A 20,399-nucleotide genomic window follows, 5' to 3' on the forward strand; every position below is an offset into this window, starting at 1 on the left:
CGCATCTTACGCACAAGCTTTATGCAGCGTTTCCCTAAGCTTTGGAAAATCGATGGCGGCAGACTTATGCCGGCAGGCGGAACCGTTTTGCGGCGACGCTGCAAATGCCGAATGCGGGAATGCACAGCAAAAACCACAGTCCCGAAAAGGGCAGGCAGATCTGTCCGTAGAGGTTCAGCGGCATGCTGCTGTAGTCCCAGACGTTCCAGCCCATGACCAGATTGTCCGCCACCCCAACGGTGAATTCCAGTGCCGTGATCAGCAGTGCTCCGCAAAGGCATTGCAGCAGCAGCGTTTTCGGCGGTGCTGCCGCGTGGAGCAGATACAGCCCCACCGCAGCCGTACCGCCGGTGAGCGTCATGGTCCAGTGGGTGTACCCGCGGCAGACGATCTCCAGCAGACTGTAGACAAACGCCCCCAGCAGGAAGAACCAGCAGAGTTCGTAGAATCGGATATGCAGCTTCAAAAAAATCACTTCCTGTTTCGTGTGTATGCATAAACGTAGTCTGTGCAGAATGGGAGAAAATATGCGGCTGGAGTTTCCAGTCCAAAGCGATCTGTTCAAGTTTTATTTTTTGGAGGTATCAATATGCGAAAAAGTGGTATTTTGATGCACATTTCCAGTTTGCCGTCAGAATTCGGCATCGGAAAGCTGGGCGATTCTGCCTATATGTTTGCCAATTTCCTGCGGGACTGTGGTGTGCAGGTGTGGCAGATCCTGCCGCTGTCGCCGACCAGCTACGGCGATTCCCCGTACCAGTCCTTTTCCGTCCACGCCGGAAATCCCTATTTCATTGATTTCCAGCGGCTGGAAAAGCAGGGCTATCTGGCACCGCCGGATTACGAGGACATTGTCTGGGGCGAAGACCCGCGTCGGGTAGACTATGCCCGCATATATAATTATTGTTTCCACGTGCTGCGGACGGCGTTTTCCCGTTTCCGGAAAGAGGATAAAGCCTATCTGGAATTCTGCGAAGCCCAGAAGTACTGGCTGCCGGACTATGCCCTGTTTATGGCGTTGAAAGATGCCCATGACGGCAAGCCGTGGTACCAGTGGGAAAAGCCGCTGGCAATGCGGGAACCGAAGGCACTGGAAAAGGCAAAGGAAACCTATGCGGAACAGATCAGCTTCTACACTGTGCTGCAATTCTGGTTCTATCAGCAGTGGGGTCAGCTGAAAGCGTACTGCAACCAGAATGGCATTTCCATTGTCGGCGATATTCCCATTTATGTGGCATATGACAGCGTTGATGTGTGGGTGAATCCGGAACTGTTCCTGCTGGACAAGACCAGAACGCCCATCGATGTGGCAGGCTGTCCGCCGGACGTGTTCTCACCTACCGGTCAGCTGTGGGGCAATCCGCTGTATGACTGGAAGTATCATCAGAAAACCGGTTTTGCATGGTGGATCCAGCGGCTGAAAAGTGCATCCACACTGTACAACACCGTGCGTATCGACCACTTCCGCGGCTTCGAAAGCTTTTATGCGATCCCCTACGGCAAAAAAACTGCCGAGGTGGGCGAGTGGCGTAAGGGCCCGGGCATGGCTCTGTTCCAAGCTGTCAAGGAAGCACTGGGCGACCTGTCGATCATTGCGGAAGATCTGGGCTTTGTGACACCGGAAGTGCGGAAGCTGCTGGAGGATTCCGGCTATCCGGGCATGAAAGTATTGCAGTTTGCCTTTGACGATGATCCCAAGAGCACCTATCTGCCCCAGAACTACACCACGACCAACTGCGTTGCCTACACGGGCACGCATGATAATATGACGCTCCGCGGCTGGATCCACGGCTCGCCGGCAAAGACCATTGCCTTTGCGAAGCGGTATCTCCACTGCCGGAGTGCCAACGACCTGCCGGCTGCCATTCTGCGGCTGACATGGAGCAGCACGGCAAACCTCGCCGTGGCACAGATGCAGGACTTTCTGGACGCAGGTCCGGAGGGCCGCATGAATACGCCGTCCACGACCGGCGGCAACTGGCAGTATCGGACACTGACCAGCGATTTCAACCCCAGACTGGCAAAGCGGATCTACCAGCTGAATGAACTGTTCAACCGTCTGCCGGAAGAATCCCTGCAAAAGCCGGTGTCCAAAAAGCGGCAGAAAGCAGCGGCAAAAGCAGCAGCCAAGGCGGCTGCCGGAACGAAACCTATGGAGAAAAAGGAGAAGAAGTCATGATGAAGAAAGAAGCATTGAAAACCGGTATCCTGAACGCCCTCCACGGCGTAGACCCGAAAACCGCTACCCCGCAGCAGCTGCATCAGGCACTGGGCGAAACTGTCATGGAAGCCATTGCACCGGATTGGAAAAAGAGCATGGACGCTCACGAACACAGCCGCCGTGCCTGCTATTTCTCTATGGAATTTCTGGTGGGACGTGCCGTTTACAACAACCTGCTGGTGCTGGACGTGATGCAGGAGGCAGAGGAAGCCTTTGCAGAACTGGGCGTTTCCCTGTCTGATCTGGAAGTGATCGAAGATGCAGCACTGGGCAACGGCGGTCTGGGCAGACTGGCTGCATGCTTTTTGGACAGTGCGGCAACACTGGATCTGCCGCTGGACGGCTATGGCATTCGCTATAAGTACGGTCTGTTCAAGCAGTACTTCGAGGACGGCTGCCAGAAGGAAGTGCCGGACGATTGGATGCGTTACGGTGATGCGTGGTCTGTCCGTCGGGAAGAAGATGCCGTGCTGGTAGAATTTGCAGGACAGACCGTTCGTGCCGTGCCCTATGACATGCCGGTCATTGGCTGCAAGACCAAGCACATCGGCAATCTGCGGCTGTGGCAGGCAGAGCCGGTGCACACCTTTGACTTCGACCTGTTCAACCAGCAGAAGTATCTGGAAGCTGCGGCAGAAACCGTGTATGCAGAGGACATTTCACGGGTGCTGTACCCCAGTGATGACACATGGGAGGGTAAGAAGCTGCGTCTGAAACAGCAGTATTTCTTCTGTGCCGCATCTTTGCAGGACATTCTGAAAAAGCATAAGGCTGCCTATGGCACGCTGGACAATCTGGCAGACAAGCTGGCGATCCAGCTGAACGATACCCATCCGGTCATCTCTGTACCGGAACTGGTGCGTCAGCTGATGCTGCCGGAAAACGGCTATACATTCGAGCGGGCGTTCGGCATGGCACGGCAGATCTTCCACTACACCAATCATACCGTTATGCCGGAAGCACTGGAAAAGTGGGACTGCAATCTGGTGCAGCAGCTGCTGCCGGCAGTCTATGACATCATTCTGCGAATCGAGGAACAGTTCATGACCGAGATGTACCAGAAGGGTGTGGACAAGGCACAGGCAAACCGCATGAAGCTGGTGCAGGACGGCATGGTGCACATGGCACGGATAGCAGTGTATGCTTCGGCACACACCAACGGCGTTGCGGCAATCCATACCGAAATTCTGAAGGATTCCGTGCTGAAAGACTGGTATCAGGTTTATCCGGAACGGTTCCAGAACAAAACCAACGGCATCACCCAGCGTCGCTGGCTGGCTCTGTGCAATCCGGAACTGTCCGGTCTGCTGACCGAACTGCTGGGTTCTGATGACTGGAAGATTCACCTGGACGACCTGAAGCAGCTGGAACGCTACGCCGACGATACCGCTGTACTGGAGCGTTTTCTGGCAATCAAGCAGACCAAGAAGGAACAGCTTGCTGCATATATCGCAGAAAAAGAGGGCGTACAGATCGACCCGCAGTCGATTTTCGACATTCAGATCAAGCGGCTGCATGAATATAAGCGTCAGCTGCTGAATGCGTTCTCCATTCTGTATCTGTACTTCGGACTGAAAGACGGCAGCATTGCGGACATCACACCGGTGACATTCCTGTTCGGTGCAAAGTCTGCTCCGGGCTATCGCCGTGCCAAGGCGATCATCAAGTTTATCCACGAAGTGGCAAAGCTGGTGGAAGCAGATCCGCTGGTTTCGCAGAAGATCAAGGTGGTATTCGTTTCCAACTACAACGTTTCCTATGCGGAAAAGCTGGTAGCTGCGGCAGACGTTTCCGAGCAGATCTCCACCGCCGGCACAGAGGCTTCCGGCACCGGCAACATGAAGCTGATGCTCAACGGTGCAGTGACACTGGGTACCTATGACGGTGCCAACATCGAGATCGTGGAAGAAGCCGGCGAGGAAAACAACTACATCTTTGGTGCAAAGGTAGAGGAACTGGAACAGATCATGCCGACCTACGACAGCCGGAAGCTGTTCTCCGAGAACGAAAAGATTCGCCGCGTGGTAGAAACCCTGATCGACGGCACCTGCTGCGACGGCGGCAGCGGCGATTTCCGCGAACTGTACTATTCTCTGCTGGACGGTGCCAGCTGGCATGCACCGGATAACTACTATCTGCTGGGCGATCTGGAATCCTATGTGGCTGCAAAGCTTCGCTGCAACGGCGACTATACAGATCGTATGGCATTTGCCAAGAAGCAGTGGTTGAATATCTGCAACGCTGGCAAGTTCAGTTCCGACCGCACCATTGCAGACTATGCAGAAAACATCTGGAACATTCAGGCAGTCACAGTAGACTGATCGGTACGGCATTCTGGGAGGTGCTGTAAATGGGCGGCGTGATCTCATTTTTCATTTTCTTCCTGCTGGGCATTCTGGATACCGTTTTTGCAGTGAAGCTGAATCTGTCGCCGTGGAAGTTCCTGCTGGCGGGAAACCCGCGGCTTCCGGACGGCACGCGGCTGTATGATATGGAATGCTTTCAGCGGGCGGCGGGCATGCTCTGTGCCATTTATGCCGGTGTCTTCTACATGACGGCACTGTTTGTTCTGCTGACACAGATTCTGTGCGTGATGCCCAATGCACTGATGGCAGGCATGCTGTATATACACGGGGCAGTGCTGACAATGACAGCATTCGGTCTGCTGGCGTATCTGGACAGCTCTTGTCAGGTGCAGCCGCAGACGGAAAAACTGTCAGAGTAAAATCACATCAAAAAACAAAAAACGCTATGGTACGCAAAGTACCATAGCGTTTTTGTTTTAGGGCAATACCGTACAAAAATCTGCACGCAGATTGCGTGCAAAGCCGTCAGGCGGGCTTTAAAAGTAAACTCAATCCATTTTCTTGCCGCAGGAGCCGCAGAACTGGCTGTCCAGCGGGTTCATGGCACCGCAGTGCGGGCAGAACTTCACGGTAGAAGAATCATCGGTCTTGGGAGCATGGCTTTCGCCGGACATTTCGGTGTAGCGGAGTTCCGGTTCAGCCGGTGCATTGTCCGGAGCCTGCGGAGCAGGTGCTTCCGGTGCGGGAGCATTGGGGACAGGTGCACTGACGGCAGCAGCCTTTTTCTTTTTGGACTTGACTGCCGCGTTGGTGCAGATGCCGATCACTGTAAAGAGTACGCCATATGCCGCCGGAATCAGCGTTGCCAGAGCGACCGGTTTCAGCAGTATCGGCAGCCCTGCCTTGGAGAAGATCAGTGCATCTGGTATGTGGAACGCCTCCACCAGCAGCAGGGTGACACCACTTGCCGCCAGTACCAGCAGACCGGGAATTGCCACTGCCAGACCGTAGGCGGTGAACATTCTGCCCTTGTGCCAGTGCTTTTTCACTGCCAGCACCAGCCACAGCACGAAGCATGCCACTGTCAGCACACCAAAGGCGATCATGCCGGACAGATTGCACAGCTGCCGTGTCAGGAATTTGCCGAAGCCGGAACCGATCGTGTGCTGCAGCATGCTGTTCCAGCCGTTGAGGTCGTCGCCCATGGTCCAGTTCAGGGATTTCCGGTCAGCTTCCGCAAAGACCATATGGGTTTCCTTTGTCAGCTTGCTGCCCAGTTCCTCCTGCAACAAGTCCGCCACATCGTCCGGCTGTAACTGCGGCAGTTCGGAGTTGTCGCCGGTCATGTATGTACTCAGGTCGTCCAGATAGTCACAGAGGAACTGATTGCACTCCGGCATGGTCACCAGCTTTTCGGCATATTCCTCTGTCAGATTGGGAGCGTCCCAGAAGTACCAGTCATACAGGCACTTGCCAATGAGCTGCTCCTTTCCGTGGTCGGAAAGCTGTATCTGGGACAAGTCCATTTTCGCTATTGCCGCGGACAGTGTTTTCTGGGGCAGTACGCTGTTTAAGATCGAACTGCACAAAAAGCAGATGCCGAAGAGCAGCGTCAGCAGAAACAGCAGGATCGAACCGAAAACGGCTCCGGCCCGTGTGGGCTGCTTCTGTTTCTTTTCCTTTTTGGGAACTGCCTCGGCTTCGGCAGTCGTGTTGGATCTTTCTTTTGCCATGTCCATTCCTCCTGTTCGGCAGCACCGCATAAGCAGTACTATGGAATTGTTTTGTTTCTATGAAAAAATTATAGCATACAAAACTGCCTCGAATGTGTATTTTCTGAAAATTTTAGGACAATACCGCACAAAGTCGCCAGACGCTCTTTGTGCGGTATTGTCCATCATGCAAACATCTCCCAGCCGCGAATCCGTTCCCGCATCTCGTCAATGCCCAGCACCCCGCAGGCGAACCCCTTTTTCACCAGTTCTTCCGGCAGGTACTCGTCGTACTTTTCAAAGACAGGTACTTCGTTGGGGTAGACCAGTTCCATCGGATCCAGCGGCTTGCGTTCCTGTTCCAGCAGCACGCGGAAAAAAGTCCGCTTGTCCGCCTGCATTTTGAACTGGATAAAATAGGGACGGGAGGGTGCCAGTCCGGTCAGCTTCAGAGCACCGGCACAGCGGCACTTGAGAAATCGTTCCATTGCCAGAAAGGCATACGATCCCAGCCACGGAAACAGGCACCACATGTCACCGCCCAGACAGATCAGCGGCTCCTCTGTGACACCGGAGTTCCGAGCCACATGCCGTGCCAGCTGTAGGCGGGATACGGCATTTTTCATCAGATAGGGATAGGATTTCTGTTCCTGCAATACCAGCCGCATGCGTTCCAGTACCTTCGTGTGAATATCGCCGGGGCATTCGCCGAAGTAGGCGGGAACTTTCCCCTTGACCTGTTCGCAGTACACCGTGTGCCGCTGGTGATCCACTTCTTCCACCACCCAGACGTGACCGGCAATGGCGATCTTTTCTCCAGCCGGCGGGGGCTGTACAATGGTGCCCAGTTCCTGCGAGTTCCAGCGGACAGTGTATTCCTCGTTTTCCTGAAAGACGGCGTAGAACTTGTAGGAACTGGTGAGCCGTTCGCCGGCAATGCCCACGATCAGGCCGCCGGTTTCCGTGCGTTCTATGTGGTCGATTTCCAGCAGGTGCCGCAGCAGCAGCTTGAAGTCCTCCTGTGAAACGCGGTGGAAATAGCTGAGTGTCAGTACGCGGGAAGCCAGAGCCGCCGGTGTCAGCTCACCGCAGGAGGCGAGCGTGCACATGGTCTGGTGATACAGCAGGCTGTAGGGCAGCCGATCCAGTCGGGGCGGCTCTACCCAGCGTTCCTCCAGATAGACCTGTACCAAAGCGATGCCCTGTAACAGCTTCCATGGGATCGTGGTGGGCAGCAGGGCACGTGGCTCCGGCGGTTCCTCCCGCATGACGAACCACATCTCCGGCGGCAGGTCACGCCGTCCGGTACGTCCCATACGCTGCAAAAAAGAGGACACCGTAAAAGGAGCATCGATCTGGAACGCCCGTTCCAGCCTGCCGATGTCAATGCCCAGTTCCAGCGTGGCAGTGGTGACGGTCGTCAGGAAGGAATCCTCGTCTTTCATTGCCTCCTCTGCTGTTTCCCGATAGGCAGAGGACAGATTCCCGTGGTGAATGAGAAAGCGATCCGGCTCGTGTTTGACCTCGCAGTATTGCCGGAGCGTGGTGGTGACGGCTTCGCACTCCTCGCGGGAGTTGACGAAGATCAGACACTTCTTTCCGCGGGTGTGCTCGAAAATATACCCCATGCCGGGGTCTGCATCGTCCGGAGCCGTGTCGGTTTTCGGGGCGAGTTCCGGCAATGCCTGTGCCGGCGGATTGTCCTCGGCAGCCTGCCGATCCTGCACATAGAAATGTTCCATAGACAGCCGCCAGCGAACGCCCTTGGACTGGATACGGGGAATCACCGTTCCTCTGCCGGTGCCGGCGGCGAGGAATTTGCCGGTAGCTTCCAGATCGCCAATGGTGGCAGAAAGCCCGATGCGGCGGGGATTGACACCAGCCATGCGGCAGAGCCGTTCGATCAGGCAGATGGTCTGCCCGCCGCGGTCGCCACGCATCAGGGAGTGCACCTCGTCAATGACGATAAACCGCAGATCGTGGAACAGCTTGGTAATGGCAGCGTGCTTGTGCAGCAGCATTGCCTCCAGCGACTCCGGCGTAATTTGTAAGATGCCGGAGGGGTGCTTCATCATCTTGGCTTTGTGGGACTGGGAAACGTCACCGTGCCAGTGCCAGACGGGAATGTCTGCTTCGGCACAGAGGTCGTTCAGCCGGAGAAACTGGTCGTTGATGAGGGCTTTTAGCGGGCCAATGTAAATTGCCCCTACCGAAGTGGGCGGGTTCTCGGAAAACAGGGTGAGAATGGGAAAAAATGCCGCCTCGGTCTTGCCGGAGGCAGTGGAGGCGGACAGCAGGACATTTTCGTCTGTGTGGAAAATGGCATCGCCCGCAGCCACCTGAATGGCACGGAGCGATTCCCAGTCGTTCTGGTAGATGAAATCCTGAATAAACGGAGCATAGCGTTCAAAAATAGACATGGAAAAACCTCTTGGGGAACCACGGAATAAAGCTTGTGCGGTATTGCCTTAAATGTCAAACTCTGCGAATTCCGGTGCAACGCTCTGATCGCCCTCCGGCTGTGCCGCGGCGTAGGAAAACTGGTCGGACTGTAAGAGTTCTGCCACATGCATCTGCGGGTTCTGGAAAATGATGTCCAGCAGTTCGATAAAGTCCCGAATCACCTCGCGGGGCGTGATGTGGGAATCTGCCCCGATCCTGCCGAATTCGATCTGCAAAAACAGGATACGATCTTCCTGTGTCAGCGTAGGCGTATACCCGAACAGCTGGGCATGAATTTCCGTCAGCTTTTCTGTCAGCACCAGCAATTCCTCATTGGTCAGGGCGTTCAGGTGGATCACCGGAGCCAGCATATCCCGCATGCCTTCCTGTGCAAAACGTCCCTCTGCCAGGCGGGAACGGAGAGCCTCATAGCTGTACACGCCGCGGCGTGTGTCCTCGATGCACTGGGGTGTACCGCCCATGATGATGCCCAGATACTGTGCCTTGCCCTGCATGGTGTCGTTGTACATGGTGAGGATCTTTTCATAGTTGTACTGGCGGGTAATGCTGTGGGGAACTTTGTAGATGTTCACCAGTTCGTCGATCAGCACCAGCATGCCGCTGTAGCCGGCTTTTTTCAGGAACATGGCGAACAACTTGATATACTCGTACCAGTCGTCGTCGGTGATAATGATGTTCACGCCCAGTTCCGCCCTGGCTTCGGTCTTGGTATTGTATTCCCCGCGGAACCACTTGACCACCTTTGCCTTGCATTCGTCGTCGCCCTCTCGGTAGGCGTTGTAGTACAGCGTCAGCAGTCTGGCAAAGTCGAACCCGTGCACCATTTCATGCAGTGCTCCGATGACTTCGTAGATTTTTCGTTCCACGGCTTTCCGGAACTGGGGGTCGTTGGTATCCAGACCGGATTCCGCGGCGGTTTCGCTCTGGACGTTGCTGATCCAGCGATCCAGAATCAGCGTCAATGCACCGCCGTCAGGACGTGTTTTGGTGGACATGTTCCGAATCAGCTCTTTATAGGTTGCCAGCCCCTGCCCCTTGGTTCCCTGTAATCGCCGTTCGGGGGAGAGGTCGGCATCTACGACAACGAAATTTCTGTCCATGACATAGCTGCGAATGGTCTGGAGCAGAAAGCTTTTGCCGCTGCCGTACTTGCCCACGATAAACCGGAACGATGCTCCGCCGTCTGCGATAATGTCCACATCGTGGAGCAGGGCGTTGATCTCCTGTTCTCTGCCTACGGTGATGTAGGGCAGACCGATTCGCGGCACAACGCCGCCTTTCAGGGAATTGATGATCGCCGAAGCGATTCGCTTGGGTATTTTCATGATAACGATCCTTTCTGAAACGGACTGTATGGGCATATTGACAATGAAACAAGCCTCCCCTGAAAGGGAAGGGTATTGCCTTTGATGTATTAGTTCTACGGAAAGAACCTCTCTCACCCCAGCAACGCCCGCAGCTCCTCCACATAATCCTCGATCAGTTCCGGCTGGTCGCCGTCGAATAAAATGACCGTGTCGCCGAAGTCATCGAATAACGTTTCGTTGATGTGGTCTACCAGCACCGAGAGCATCACGCCGCCTTGCCGGAGCAGGTCTGCATAGGGCTGGTGTTCCAGCAGACAGTGCAGGAACGCCCGTTCGGTTTCGCTGAGCCGTGTATCTGCGGCAGGTGTTTCCGGTGCAGCCGGTTCTGCCGGTGTTGTTTCCGGAACCGGCAGTTCCGGAGCAGGCTTTGGAGCAGCTTGCAGTTCCGGTTCTTCCTCGGTGTCCACCAGCAGCTTGTTCCGTGTGACCTCTGCCGCCTGCCGGATCCCTGCCAGACGGGACAGGTCGAATTCCACTTTCGGAACGGCGTTCTTTTTCTGTTCGTCCAGAAATGCCGCCAGAGTTTTGTCCAGCACCTGCTGGAGATATTTCGGCAGTTCCGTTTCTTTTATGGAGTGGGGATACTGCACCAGCTGCCGCAGCTTCTGGTCAATGGTCTTGACAAAACAGCCCAGCCGTTTCTTTCCCTTTTCCGCGTCGAAATAGGCTTCGCATGTCCACTTGCCGCTGCGGCAGCGGTAAATATGATACGGCGATAAAACATAGTCGCAGTTTCTCTCCGGATCGGTTTCAAAAAACGTGGCATAGTTAAACATGTGGTAGGGGAGCAGCCCCTTTTTTCCGAACAAGTATTCCAGATAGTCGCTCTTTTTCCGGTTCCGGAAGTAGTCGCACATCTGGCGGAAACAGTAGGGCACTGCCTGTTCGATCAGTTCCGTCTGTTCTCTGTAAAACTTAGAACGCTGGAGCCCGTAGCCGGACAAGTCGGAAATCGCCTGAAACAGTTCTGCATCTGTGTGTGTTTCTGCCTCCTGCACCGTCTGAAAGCTTTTGTCGAACCGTGCTTCCGCGGCGTAGTCTTCAGAGAGCTCCGGCAAAAGAGCCTGATCCAGTCCGTAGTAAATGATGTAGTCATGGAGCCATATCGAGAAATAGGGGAAGCGGCATTCCGGCGAAACTGCGGTATAGTCCTGCCGGAACTGCTGTAACATGCGGAATCCGGTTTCCGGATCTGGTACGCCGATCTGGTGCAGCAGCTCATAGCAGTAGAGTTCCGCGTAGCTGGGAGAAGTGCTTTCCACAACGCCCTGCCGCACTTTGGTTCGCCATGTGAAATAGGTGCGAAGCTGTCGGTCGTTCATGTCCCGATAACAGGGATAGCAGGAGGAAAAAGAAGCCTGTTCGGAAAAATCGTCGGTGAAATCCTCCAGCAGCTTTGCCTGCTGATAGAACAACTGTCTGTAATTATAATGGTATTCTGCCGGATTCCGCATCAGTCGCTTGGCTTCCACCAGCGGTCTGGGCAGAAGCCGCTGCATTTGTGATGCCGTCTGTAGGATCGGCTCGTCGTGATACTCCTGCCGGAGCCGGTCTGCAACATACTTCAGCTTGGGATTGTCTAAAATTTCCTGAATCAGATCTTGTACATCTTCCAGATTTGCCATGCAGTTTCGCCCTTTCTTGATACGGCTGTATTACCTTCAATATACCATATTTTATCGGAAAAGTCAAACGTCACAGCCGCCGCAATGGGAAATCGCTGATGTTTCTCTGAAATTGACATATACTATCGATAATGTGCCGGATACGTTCTCTGCTGATCGCAGGGACGGAAAGCGGATTCTGATAATGATTGTTCTGGAAAACCGGAGAGGGCACAGCGTACCAGAGCATATTCCCATAAAAAGCATAAGCCAAAAAGCGTTTACACAAAAGAATAAAAAGAGTTTTGGAAAAATTATAGAAAAAGAAATCACTTTGTGGTATACTAGAAGCGTTCGGGCTTGTGAAAGACTTATTTACAAGCACAAAACTGTCGAAAGACGAGGAGGCTCTATATGAGAAAAGTACAGTTTACGGAAACCGTTTTGCGTGATGCAAACCAATCTCTCATGGCAACCCGTCTGCCTTATGCAGACTATGCAGACATTCTGCCTGCAATGGACAAGGCAGGGTATTATTCCATTGAGTGCTGGGGCGGTGCGACCTTTGACTCTTGTTTGCGGTATCTGAACGAAGACCCGTGGGAACGGCTGCGGAATCTCCGGAAGAACCTGCCCAACAACAAGCTGCAGATGCTGCTGCGTGGACAGAACCTGTTGGGATATAAGCACTATCATGATGACGTTGTGGAAAAGTTCATCGAACTGTCCATCAAGAACGGTATCGACATTATCCGGATCTTCGATGCACTCAATGACTTCCGCAACTGCGAAACCGCGTTGAATGCGACCATGAAGTATGCCACCAAGAACACCATTGCCTCCGGCTGTATCTGCTATACCCAGAGTCCGGTGCACACCGTCGAAAAGTATGTGGAAATGTGCAAGGAGCTCAAGCGTATGGGATTCCAGACCATCTGCCTGAAGGATATGGCTGGCACCATGACTCCGTATGAAGCAGAACACCTCATCAAGGGTATCAAGGACGCAGTCGGCGACATGCCGCTGATCCTCCACACCCACAGCACCACCGGTATGGCATATATGACTTTGACCAAGGCAATCGAGTCCGGCATCGATGTGATCGACACCGCGACTTCCTGCTTCTCCGGCGGTACTTCGCAGCCGTCTACAGAAACCATGTTCTATGCCTGCCAGCAGTACGGCATTGAAACCGGTCTGGACGAAAAGATCCTGAACGAAGTCAACGACTACTTCAAGCCGATCAAGCAGAAGTATATTGACAACGGTCAGATCAACCCCAAGAGCCTCGGCACCGATGCACAGGCTCTGGTATACAAGGTACCGGGCGGCATGCTGTCCAACATGATCGCAAACCTCACCGATATGAAGGCAATGGACAAGTTTGATGCTGCACTGGCAGAGATCCCGCAGGTTCGTGCTGATATGGGTTATCCGCCGCTGGTAACACCGCTGTCCCAGATGGTGGGCAATCAGGCAGTGACCAATGTTCTGGTAGGCGAACGCTATCGCCAGATCTCCAAGGAGATCCAGAACTATATCAAGGGCGAATATGGTATCGCTCCGGCTCCGATCAGCGAAGAACTCCAGAAAAAGGTACTGGGCGAGGGCGGCAAGCCGGTTGACTGCCGTATCGAGGACCAGAAGCGTACCGGACAGGAATTCGAAGATGCCAAGAAGGCACTGGGCGATCTGGCACGTTCGGAAGAAGATATTATGAGCTATATCTGCTATCCGGATCAGACCATGAAATTCCTGGAAGCCCGCAAGGCACAGGAGGAAAACGAAGCCGTTTATACCATTGAGGCGATGTAAGGAGGAACAGCTATGCCATTAAATGTGATGAGTGCATCAGATATGGGCATTGGCGAAGCAGGTCTGACCGCGATTTTCGGTTATGTTGTGGTATTCGTCGGACTGCTCCTGTTGATGGTCGTACTGTATATCATGGGTGCTGTGTTCAAGTCGAAGGCAAAGAAAGCGGAAGCACTGAAGGCTGCGGAACAGGCTGCTGCTCCGGCAGAAGCACCGGCAGCTGAGCCGGAAAAACCCCTTGCTCCCGGTTCTGCCGGTCACGTCAAGCGGTTTGACGTTCCGGATAAGGAAGCCGCTATGATCATGGCAATTGTTGCCGATCAGCTGAAAAAGCCCTTGAATGAACTGCACTTCGTTTCCATTAAGGAGGTCAAAGAGGATGAAGTATAAAGTTACACTGAACCAGAAAGTTTATGAAGTAGAAGTAGAAGCAGGAAAGGCTGTGCTGCTGGACGAATATGAGGCTTGTGCACCGGCTCCGGCTGCTGCTCCTGCCGCAGAAGCTGCTCCGGCTGCCGCTGCTGCTCCTGCACCGGCTCCGGCTGCAAAGGTAGACCTGAAGGCTGGCGAACCGGTAAAATCTCCGATGCCCGGCAACATTATCCGTGTCGAGGTCAAGGAGGGCGATCAGATCAAGGCTGGACAGCTGCTGGTCGTTCTGGAAGCCATGAAAATGGAAAACGAGATTCTGGCACCTCACGATGGTACGGTTGCACAGGTCATTGTTTCTAAGGGCTCTACGGTAGAAACCGATTCTCCGCTGATCGTGCTGGCGTAAAGGAGGGGTATTCATGAACATGCTTGAAACCCTTCAGAATCTTCTGAACGATTCCGGTTTCGTCAGCTTCTTTGCTGACGGCGGCTGGAAAAACCTTGTGATGATCGCGGTATCCTGCCTGCTGCTGTATCTGGGCATCAAAAAGCAGTTCGAACCGCTGCTGCTGGTAGGTATCGCATTCGGCTGCCTGCTGGTCAATGTATCCAACTTCTTCGTAGACGGTGCAAGCTCGTCCAACGCCCTGTACCACCCCGAATTGTGGAGTGCGTTTCTGGAAGAAGGCGGAGAATACTACCACAGCTATGGGCACATCATGGCGAACGGCGGACTGCTGGATATTTTGTATATCGGCGTCAAGTCCGGTCTGTATCCGTCCCTGATCTTCCTGGGCATCGGTGCTATGACTGACTTTGGCCCGCTGCTGTCCAGCCCGAAGAACCTGCTGCTGGGTGCAGCTGCACAGATGGGTGTTTTCCTGGCGTTCTTTGGTGCAGTTTGCCTGGGCTTTGACGGCAATCAGGCAGCATCCATCGGTATCATCGGCGGTGCAGACGGCCCGACAGCGATCTTCCTGACCAGTAAGCTGGCTCCGGAACTCCTGGGACCGATCGCTATCGCTGCATACTCTTATATGGCACTGATCCCGATGATCCAGCCGCCTCTGATGAAGCTGCTGACCACTGAAAAGGAACGGAAAGTCAAGATGGAAATGACTCGTCAGGTTTCCAAGACCGAGAAGATCATTTTCCCGATCGTCGTTGCTCTGGTGGTTATCCTGCTGCTGCCGTCCACTGCTCCGCTGATCGGCTGTCTGATGCTGGGGAACCTGTGGCGGGAATGCGGCGTGACAGAGCGTCTGTCTGATACCGTACAGAACGCCCTGATGAACATCGTTACCGTATTCCTCGGTATCTCCGTTGGTGCAACTACTGTTGCTTCTTCCTTCCTGACCCTGAATACCCTGAAGATCGTGGTTCTGGGTCTGCTGGCATTCTGCTTCTCTACAGTCGGCGGTCTGCTGGGTGGCAAGGTGATGTATATCGTCAGCGGCGGTAAGGTCAATCCGCTGATCGGTTCTGCCGGTGTATCCGCAGTGCCGATGGCTGCCCGTGTTTCCCAGAAGGTTGGTCAGAAGGCAAACCCGTCCAACTTCCTGCTGATGCACGCCATGGGTCCGAATGTAGCCGGCGTTATCGGCTCTGCAATTGCAGCCGGTTTCCTGCTTGCTGTATTCAAGTAAGTTTCTCATCTCATATCGTATATAACAAACGCCCGATACAGGCACGTTGTGGCTTGTATCGGGCGTTTTTCTATCTTGCAGGGAAAGGATACTGGTGCTTCGTAAAATCGGTTCTGACAGGCTTTCTGTGGCTTCTGAACGGTCGGTGTGCTGGTGGAAGTCTGACTGCTTACGGGGAACAGCTGCTTTCAGACAAACAAAAATCCCCGCAGACAATGGACTGCGAGGAACAATGCGATTATTTCATTGTTATACATACGAAGATTTGTAGCTACTCCTGAAACAGGAGCACGTCACCCCTGTGGTGACGGCTGATCTCAAGAAGATGTATTGTGAAATCGAAAAAATAAGTTCTAGTAAATCAGTTTATACAGGTTGGGGAAAAGTGCAAGGTATTCGCTCAGCTTGGTACGCTTGCTGGAACCCGGATCGTTGATGATAAAGTTTTCTGCGGAGAATGTGGTGCCCTTGGAACCGGTATAGCCGGTAACCAATACGTAGTGCTGGCTGCCGTCGGATTTTTTTGCACCGATGACAACCGGTTTGTTGCTCAACAGCTTGTCATAGATCTTCTGCATTACGCTCTGTGAAATGGTGCCGCTGGCATTGTCTACGGTGTAGCCCAGCTTTGTGCAGGATGACCAAATCAGGTTGTCACTGCTGTAAGTCAGCTTGGATACCATTTTGTCCGGTGTGGTGTTGGTGTTGGTCTGGTAAGAATACTTCATTGCCAGAGCTGTTGTCACACAGCCGACCTTGCCAATCGTGGAATAATTGATGACCTTGTTGCTCCATTTGGAGTCGAACTGCTTGTAGTCTACCACATTCAGCTGTACCGGTGCATGTCCGGTTTCGGTGAGAACACCGGTCGTCGGATCAAAATAGCTGGAGGAATCTCCAATGGTGATCCAGCCGGTTCGCATTGCAAAGGTGGACGGATCAAAATAATAGGTTTTGTCGCCGATAACGGTCACACCGGAAGCCGCTGTACCGTCAGCGTTCAGATAAATCTTGGAATTGTCCTTGGTAGTCCAGCCAGTCAGTGCCTTGCCGTTTGTCGGATTGAAGCAATACAGCTTGCCATTTACAGTCTGCCAGTCTGTCAGCAGAATGCCATTTGCATTGAACCCGTAGATCCCGCCGTCAATGGTCTGGATTCCGGTTGCTGCACCGGAGGTGGTGAGGTACATGGTACCGTTTTCTGTTTCCAGCCAGCCTGTGCGGAGATATGCTTCATCCGGATCGAAGTAATACTGTACACCGTTGACGGTGATCCAGCCGGTCTGCAAAGCACCAGTCTGTTCGTTGAAGTAGTAATACTTATCGTTGATCTGCTGAATGCCGGTCTGTACAGCACCATTGGCATCGGTATAGTAGGTGATGCCGTCTATGGCACAAACACCAGTCAAAGCGTAGCCTTGTGCATCGAAGCAATGATTCTTGCCGTCGATGCTGACCATTCCCTTGGCGAGTACGCCGTCGGCATCTGCCCACATCTTGCCGGAATCCGTATCGATCCAGCCGGTCTTCAGCTTCTTGTCGTCACCGAAGTAATACTCCTTGCCGTCGATCGTATATCTTCCGGTTACGGCTCCCTTGTCTGCTGTCAGGTAGTAGGTACCGTTTTCGGTGACTGCCCAGCCGGTTGCCGTTGAAGCATCTGTGTTGTAGAAGTACAGCGAACCGTCTGCATAAGAAACCCAGCCGGTGACTGCACAGCCGTATTCGTCAAAGGTGTACGGGATACCGTCAATGGTCTGGACACCAGTCAGCTTGCCGGCAGTTTTATCGATATAGTACATCGCATTCTGATAATCCATCCAGCCGAATACCGGCTGTCCGACCTCTGCACTATAATAATACCGCTTGCCGTCTACGGTCTGCCAGCCAGTTCGGAGTGCACCGTCAGAAGCAAATAAATAAGTATAGCCGTCGCTCAGTGTGGTTTCGTCCTGTGCACAGCTGCCGTCGCTGTAGTAATAATAAAGGCTGTCATCGTCAGATACATACCAGCCGCTTTCAGTGATCTGATCTGCTTCGCAGCTTCCTGTCAGGACACGGTTGCCGCTGTCTGTTACAATAAAGCTGTTCAGATGCAGGATGCTGTCCTGTATATCATACTCTTCTGCTGCTGCGGAAATTGTGCCGATCATCAGAGAAGCGAGCAGTCCGCCGGCTGCAGCAAAGAGAAGTTTGCGCATCGGTTGCGCCATTGGTTTCACGTCCTTTCGTGTCAGGGAACTGCCGCCTGTAAGGCGGAGTTTCCTTTTGGGCGATCGCTGTTTCCATTTTGCAATCGCTGTCGTCTGCGTTCGTATGCAATCGACAAAATTTTCCTGCCGATTGTAATCGATTTGTCATGAATCCACTATTTATTATACCGATGTTTTGGGGTGCTGTCAATCGATTTGCCGTCTTGTTCGAAAAAACTGTCGAATTTTCGGCACACTGTACAAAAAGCATCTGCTGCACTCGCCCATTCTGCACAATTTTTTCGACGATTTTATTCCTGATATTGGCAATTACAAAATGAAATGTTGGTAACAAAACGGAATCAGGAGCCTGCCGGCGGCGTTCAGCGGGGGAGAACGACGGTGGGCGGCGTGCTGATTGCACGGTAATATTCCGGCCTTCTGTCGCGGAATACGCCCCAGCTCATACGCATTTCTTCCAGCTCGTCCAAGTCGTATGTCTGCATAGCAATGCCGGCTTCGTCCCGTCCCAGCTGCTGTAAAACTGCACCGGTGCCGTCGGTCAGGAACGAGGTGCCGTAGAACGACAGAGAGGAGGTCTGCTGCTGGTTCTCCTCATCGGGGGTGATGTGCTCTGTGCCGATGCGGTTGGCAGCGATCACCGGCATCAGGTTTGCGGCGGCATGTCCCTGCATGCAACGCTGCCAGTGGGGAGCACTGTCCACCTCCAGAATCGGCTCCGAGCCGATTGCCGTGGGGTAGAACAGCAGTTCTGCACCGGCGAGAGCCATGCAGCGGGCAGCCTCCGGAAACCACTGATCCCAGCAGATGCCCACGCCGATTCTGGCATAGCGGGTGTTCCAGACTTTGAAGCCGGTGTCGCCGGGGGTGAAGTAGAATTTTTCCTGATAGAAATGGTCGTCCGGAATGTGTGTCTTCCGGTAGATACCCAGCACCGAGCCGTCAGCGTCAATGATCGCAATGGAATTGTACAGGGCAGTGCCGGCTTTTTCGTAGAAGCTGACGGGGAGAACTACCTGCAATTCCGCAGCGACTTTCCGCAGCTGTGCAATGGCAGGATTTTCCGCCGGCGTGGTTGCCAGTTCATAGGAGGCGTACCGCCGTTCCTGACAGAAGTAAGGGGTTTCGAACAGTTCCGGCAGCAGAATGATCTGTGCCCCGTTTCCAGCTGCCTGTCGTACCATCGCTTCGGCAGTGCGGCGGTTTTCGGCGGCATCGGGAGAGCATGCCATTTGAATGGCTGCAACAGTGACTTTACGCATAAATAGAACTCCTTCCTAAGGGAATCTGCTGTGTGATACAGTGGATATTGCCGCCGCCCAGCAAAATTTCTCTGGCGGCAATGGGAACGATCGTCCGGTTCGGGAACTGGGCAGACAAAATTTCACAGGCGGTCTTGTCCATGGGGTCGCCGAACTGCGGAACCAGAACGCTGTCGTTGGCAATGTAAAAGTTGACATAGGAGGCAGCCAGCCGTTCGCCTGCGGTTCTGGTGGGTTCGCCGTCCCAGAGGTCTAACTCGCTGCATTCCTCCTGTGTAATGCAGACCGGCTTCTGCGGAATGGGCAGCAGTGTCACTTCCAGTTTTCTGCCCTTGGCATCGGTCTGCTGTGCCAGATAGTCGGCACAGGCTTTTGAAAGGGCATACTGCGGGTCGTTCTGGTTGTCCGTCCACGCAAGCACTACTTTTCCGGCGGCAGTGAACGCACAGACGTTGTCCACATGCTCGTTGGTTTCGTCGCCGTAAATGCCGCGGGGCAGCCACAGGACTTTTTGGGCACCCAGCATGGAGCAGAGCTTTTCCTCGATCTCCGCCTTGGTCATGTCCGGATTTCTGCCGGCACTGCACAGGCAGCTTTCTGTGGTGAGAATTGTTCCCTCGCCGTCGCTGTGAATGCTGCCGCCTTCCAGAATGAAATCACGGCTGTCATAGCAGTCGGCACGGTACAGGTCGCAGACTTTTCTTGCCGCATGGTTGTCCTTGTCCCACGGAAAATACAGCCCGTCCACCAGACCGCCCCACGCATTGAAGCCCCAGTCGATGCCGCGGACAGTGCCCTCGGCATTGCGGACGAAAGTGGGGCAGACATCTCTTGCCCAGGAGTCGTCGGTTTCCATTTCCACAAGGCGGACTTCCGGCGGCAGCATTGCCCGTGCGGTTTCGTACTGTTCCGGAGCCACCAGCATGGTGACTTCTTCGGAACGGGCAATGGCTGCGGCAACTGCCGCAAAGGCTTTTCGTGCCGGCCAGCCGCCGCTTCGCCAGGAATCTCCCCGTGTAGGCCAGATCAGCAGACAGCCGGCGTGCCGGTCGAACTCCGCCGGCATGCAGAACCCGTCTGTGCGGGGTGTCGTATGTAAAATGTGCATGATAGGATTCCTTTCTTTTTCAAGCAGTTTTTCCACAGGCTGTTTGATTTTTGTGGAAAGCTGTCCTGTAATGACTGTTTTCATTATAGCATATTTTTTTGGGGAATGCAATCGAATTCTATGGGCGGTTTTTCACGAGATTGTGGAATTGCTGTAGAGGGCGTGGCGTTTCCAAGGAAACGCAGACCTTTTCGGCAGAATTCCGCGTATGCTGTGGAAAATCCGGTGTATAATCTGCCGCAGATGTGGAATCGTAAAGACAGGGAAACACCGCATAAAGCTTGTGCGTAAGATGTGTTGTCAGATTTTT

General features: G+C 53.8%; 15 protein-coding genes. 7 read left to right on the forward strand and 8 right to left on the reverse strand.

Annotated features, from left to right (window positions below; translation table 11 throughout):
* Nucleotides 1-64: 64 nt before the first annotated feature.
* Complete coding sequence (locus RUMCAL_RS11180; protein WP_021682988.1) at nucleotides 65-466, reverse strand: putative ABC transporter permease; 402 nt, start codon at nucleotides 464-466, stop codon at nucleotides 65-67.
* Nucleotides 467-589: 123 nt separating this feature from the next.
* Between RUMCAL_RS11180 and malQ the strand changes: the two genes are divergently transcribed.
* The 3 genes from malQ to RUMCAL_RS11195 are packed head-to-tail and all read left to right on the forward strand — an operon-like array spanning nucleotide 590 to nucleotide 4,946.
* Nucleotides 590-2,179 carry a 4-alpha-glucanotransferase gene (malQ, locus tag RUMCAL_RS11185; protein ID WP_021682989.1) on the forward strand — a complete coding sequence of 530 codons (1,590 nt, stop codon included), beginning with the start codon at nucleotides 590-592 and terminating at the stop codon, nucleotides 2,177-2,179.
* The gene (locus RUMCAL_RS11190; protein ID WP_040648066.1) at nucleotides 2,179-4,542 is read left to right on the forward strand and encodes a glycogen/starch/alpha-glucan phosphorylase; all 2,364 of its coding nucleotides are present in this window, start codon (nucleotides 2,179-2,181) and stop codon (nucleotides 4,540-4,542) included. Before malQ ends, RUMCAL_RS11190 begins: the two co-directional genes overlap by 1 nt.
* Nucleotides 4,543-4,571: 29 nt before the next feature.
* On the forward strand, nucleotides 4,572-4,946 hold the full coding sequence (locus RUMCAL_RS11195; RefSeq protein WP_021682991.1) for a hypothetical protein: 375 nt from the start codon (nucleotides 4,572-4,574) through the stop codon (nucleotides 4,944-4,946).
* A gap of 129 nt (nucleotides 4,947-5,075) precedes the next feature.
* On the opposite strand, the gene RUMCAL_RS11200 is transcribed toward RUMCAL_RS11195, so the two are convergent.
* The 4 genes from RUMCAL_RS11200 to RUMCAL_RS11215 all read right to left on the reverse strand — a co-directional run bounded on the left by RUMCAL_RS11200 (nucleotide 5,076) and on the right by RUMCAL_RS11215 (nucleotide 11,694).
* Nucleotides 5,076-6,260 (reverse strand): zinc ribbon domain-containing protein, encoded by a 1,185-nt coding sequence (locus RUMCAL_RS11200; protein ID WP_040648059.1) that lies wholly within the window; start codon nucleotides 6,258-6,260, stop codon nucleotides 5,076-5,078.
* Nucleotides 6,261-6,424: 164 nt separating this feature from the next.
* Nucleotides 6,425-8,659 (reverse strand): DEAD/DEAH box helicase, encoded by a 2,235-nt coding sequence (locus RUMCAL_RS11205; RefSeq protein WP_021682993.1) that lies wholly within the window; start codon nucleotides 8,657-8,659, stop codon nucleotides 6,425-6,427.
* Nucleotides 8,660-8,707: 48 nt separating this feature from the next.
* Nucleotides 8,708-10,027: an ATP-binding protein gene (locus RUMCAL_RS11210; RefSeq protein WP_040648060.1), complete on the reverse strand. Its 1,320-nt coding sequence runs from the start codon at nucleotides 10,025-10,027 to the stop codon at nucleotides 8,708-8,710.
* A gap of 113 nt (nucleotides 10,028-10,140) precedes the next feature.
* Nucleotides 10,141-11,694 (reverse strand): TerB N-terminal domain-containing protein, encoded by a 1,554-nt coding sequence (locus RUMCAL_RS11215; RefSeq protein WP_021682995.1) that lies wholly within the window; start codon nucleotides 11,692-11,694, stop codon nucleotides 10,141-10,143.
* Between the two features lie 393 nt (nucleotides 11,695-12,087).
* Here RUMCAL_RS11215 and RUMCAL_RS11225 point away from each other — a divergent pair, with 393 nt between their 5' ends.
* Genes RUMCAL_RS11225 through RUMCAL_RS11240 form a run of 4 tightly spaced genes read left to right on the forward strand, consistent with a single transcriptional unit; the run spans nucleotide 12,088 to nucleotide 15,506 of the window.
* Nucleotides 12,088-13,488: a pyruvate carboxylase subunit B gene (locus RUMCAL_RS11225; RefSeq protein WP_021682997.1), complete on the forward strand. Its 1,401-nt coding sequence runs from the start codon at nucleotides 12,088-12,090 to the stop codon at nucleotides 13,486-13,488.
* A 12-nt stretch (nucleotides 13,489-13,500) separates the two neighbouring features.
* Nucleotides 13,501-13,878, forward strand: a complete 378-nt coding sequence (locus tag RUMCAL_RS11230; RefSeq protein WP_021682998.1) for an OadG family transporter subunit — start codon at nucleotides 13,501-13,503, stop codon at nucleotides 13,876-13,878.
* A complete protein-coding gene (locus tag RUMCAL_RS11235; protein ID WP_021682999.1) occupies nucleotides 13,868-14,266 on the forward strand; it encodes a biotin/lipoyl-containing protein in 399 nt (132 codons plus the stop codon). Before RUMCAL_RS11230 ends, RUMCAL_RS11235 begins: the two co-directional genes overlap by 11 nt.
* 13 nt (nucleotides 14,267-14,279) lie before the next feature.
* Entirely contained in the window at nucleotides 14,280-15,506 is a 1,227-nt protein-coding gene (locus RUMCAL_RS11240; protein WP_021683000.1) for a sodium ion-translocating decarboxylase subunit beta, read from the forward strand.
* Between the two features lie 353 nt (nucleotides 15,507-15,859).
* On the opposite strand, the gene RUMCAL_RS11245 is transcribed toward RUMCAL_RS11240, so the two are convergent.
* The 3 genes from RUMCAL_RS11245 to aguA form a co-directional block, all read right to left on the reverse strand.
* Complete coding sequence (locus tag RUMCAL_RS11245) at nucleotides 15,860-17,719, reverse strand: C39 family peptidase (protein ID WP_021683002.1); 1,860 nt, start codon at nucleotides 17,717-17,719, stop codon at nucleotides 15,860-15,862.
* A gap of 362 nt (nucleotides 17,720-18,081) precedes the next feature.
* Nucleotides 18,082-18,981 carry an N-carbamoylputrescine amidase gene (gene aguB, locus RUMCAL_RS11250; RefSeq protein WP_021683004.1) on the reverse strand — a complete coding sequence of 300 codons (900 nt, stop codon included), beginning with the start codon at nucleotides 18,979-18,981 and terminating at the stop codon, nucleotides 18,082-18,084.
* Nucleotides 18,974-20,089 (reverse strand): agmatine deiminase, encoded by a 1,116-nt coding sequence (aguA, locus tag RUMCAL_RS11255; protein WP_040648067.1) that lies wholly within the window; start codon nucleotides 20,087-20,089, stop codon nucleotides 18,974-18,976. The genes aguB and aguA overlap by 8 nt, the downstream gene beginning before the upstream one ends.
* Nucleotides 20,090-20,399: the final 310 nt, after the last annotated feature.

This window comes from Ruminococcus callidus ATCC 27760 (genome assembly GCF_000468015.1).
GTDB lineage: Bacteria > Bacillota > Clostridia > Oscillospirales > Ruminococcaceae > Ruminococcus_C > Ruminococcus_C callidus.

Excerpts from the sequence above, each read along its gene's own strand:
- malQ (WP_021682989.1), top strand. The coding sequence starts at position 590 with ATGCGAAAAAGTGGTATTTTGATGCACATTTCCAGTTTGCCGTCAGAA.
- RUMCAL_RS11190 (WP_040648066.1), top strand. The coding sequence starts at position 2,179 with ATGAAGAAAGAAGCATTGAAAACCGGTATCCTGAACGCCCTCCACGGC.
- RUMCAL_RS11195 (WP_021682991.1), top strand. The coding sequence starts at position 4,572 with ATGGGCGGCGTGATCTCATTTTTCATTTTCTTCCTGCTGGGCATTCTG.
- RUMCAL_RS11200 (WP_040648059.1), bottom strand. The coding sequence starts at position 6,260 with ATGGCAAAAGAAAGATCCAACACGACTGCCGAAGCCGAGGCAGTTCCC.
- RUMCAL_RS11205 (WP_021682993.1), bottom strand. The coding sequence starts at position 8,659 with ATGTCTATTTTTGAACGCTATGCTCCGTTTATTCAGGATTTCATCTAC.
- RUMCAL_RS11210 (WP_040648060.1), bottom strand. The coding sequence starts at position 10,027 with ATGAAAATACCCAAGCGAATCGCTTCGGCGATCATCAATTCCCTGAAA.
- RUMCAL_RS11215 (WP_021682995.1), bottom strand. The coding sequence starts at position 11,694 with ATGGCAAATCTGGAAGATGTACAAGATCTGATTCAGGAAATTTTAGAC.
- RUMCAL_RS11225 (WP_021682997.1), top strand. The coding sequence starts at position 12,088 with ATGAGAAAAGTACAGTTTACGGAAACCGTTTTGCGTGATGCAAACCAA.
- RUMCAL_RS11230 (WP_021682998.1), top strand. The coding sequence starts at position 13,501 with ATGCCATTAAATGTGATGAGTGCATCAGATATGGGCATTGGCGAAGCA.
- RUMCAL_RS11235 (WP_021682999.1), top strand. The coding sequence starts at position 13,868 with ATGAAGTATAAAGTTACACTGAACCAGAAAGTTTATGAAGTAGAAGTA.
- RUMCAL_RS11240 (WP_021683000.1), top strand. The coding sequence starts at position 14,280 with ATGAACATGCTTGAAACCCTTCAGAATCTTCTGAACGATTCCGGTTTC.
- RUMCAL_RS11245 (WP_021683002.1), bottom strand. The coding sequence starts at position 17,719 with ATGGCGCAACCGATGCGCAAACTTCTCTTTGCTGCAGCCGGCGGACTG.
- aguB (WP_021683004.1), bottom strand. The coding sequence starts at position 18,981 with ATGCGTAAAGTCACTGTTGCAGCCATTCAAATGGCATGCTCTCCCGAT.
- aguA (WP_040648067.1), bottom strand. The coding sequence starts at position 20,089 with ATGCACATTTTACATACGACACCCCGCACAGACGGGTTCTGCATGCCG.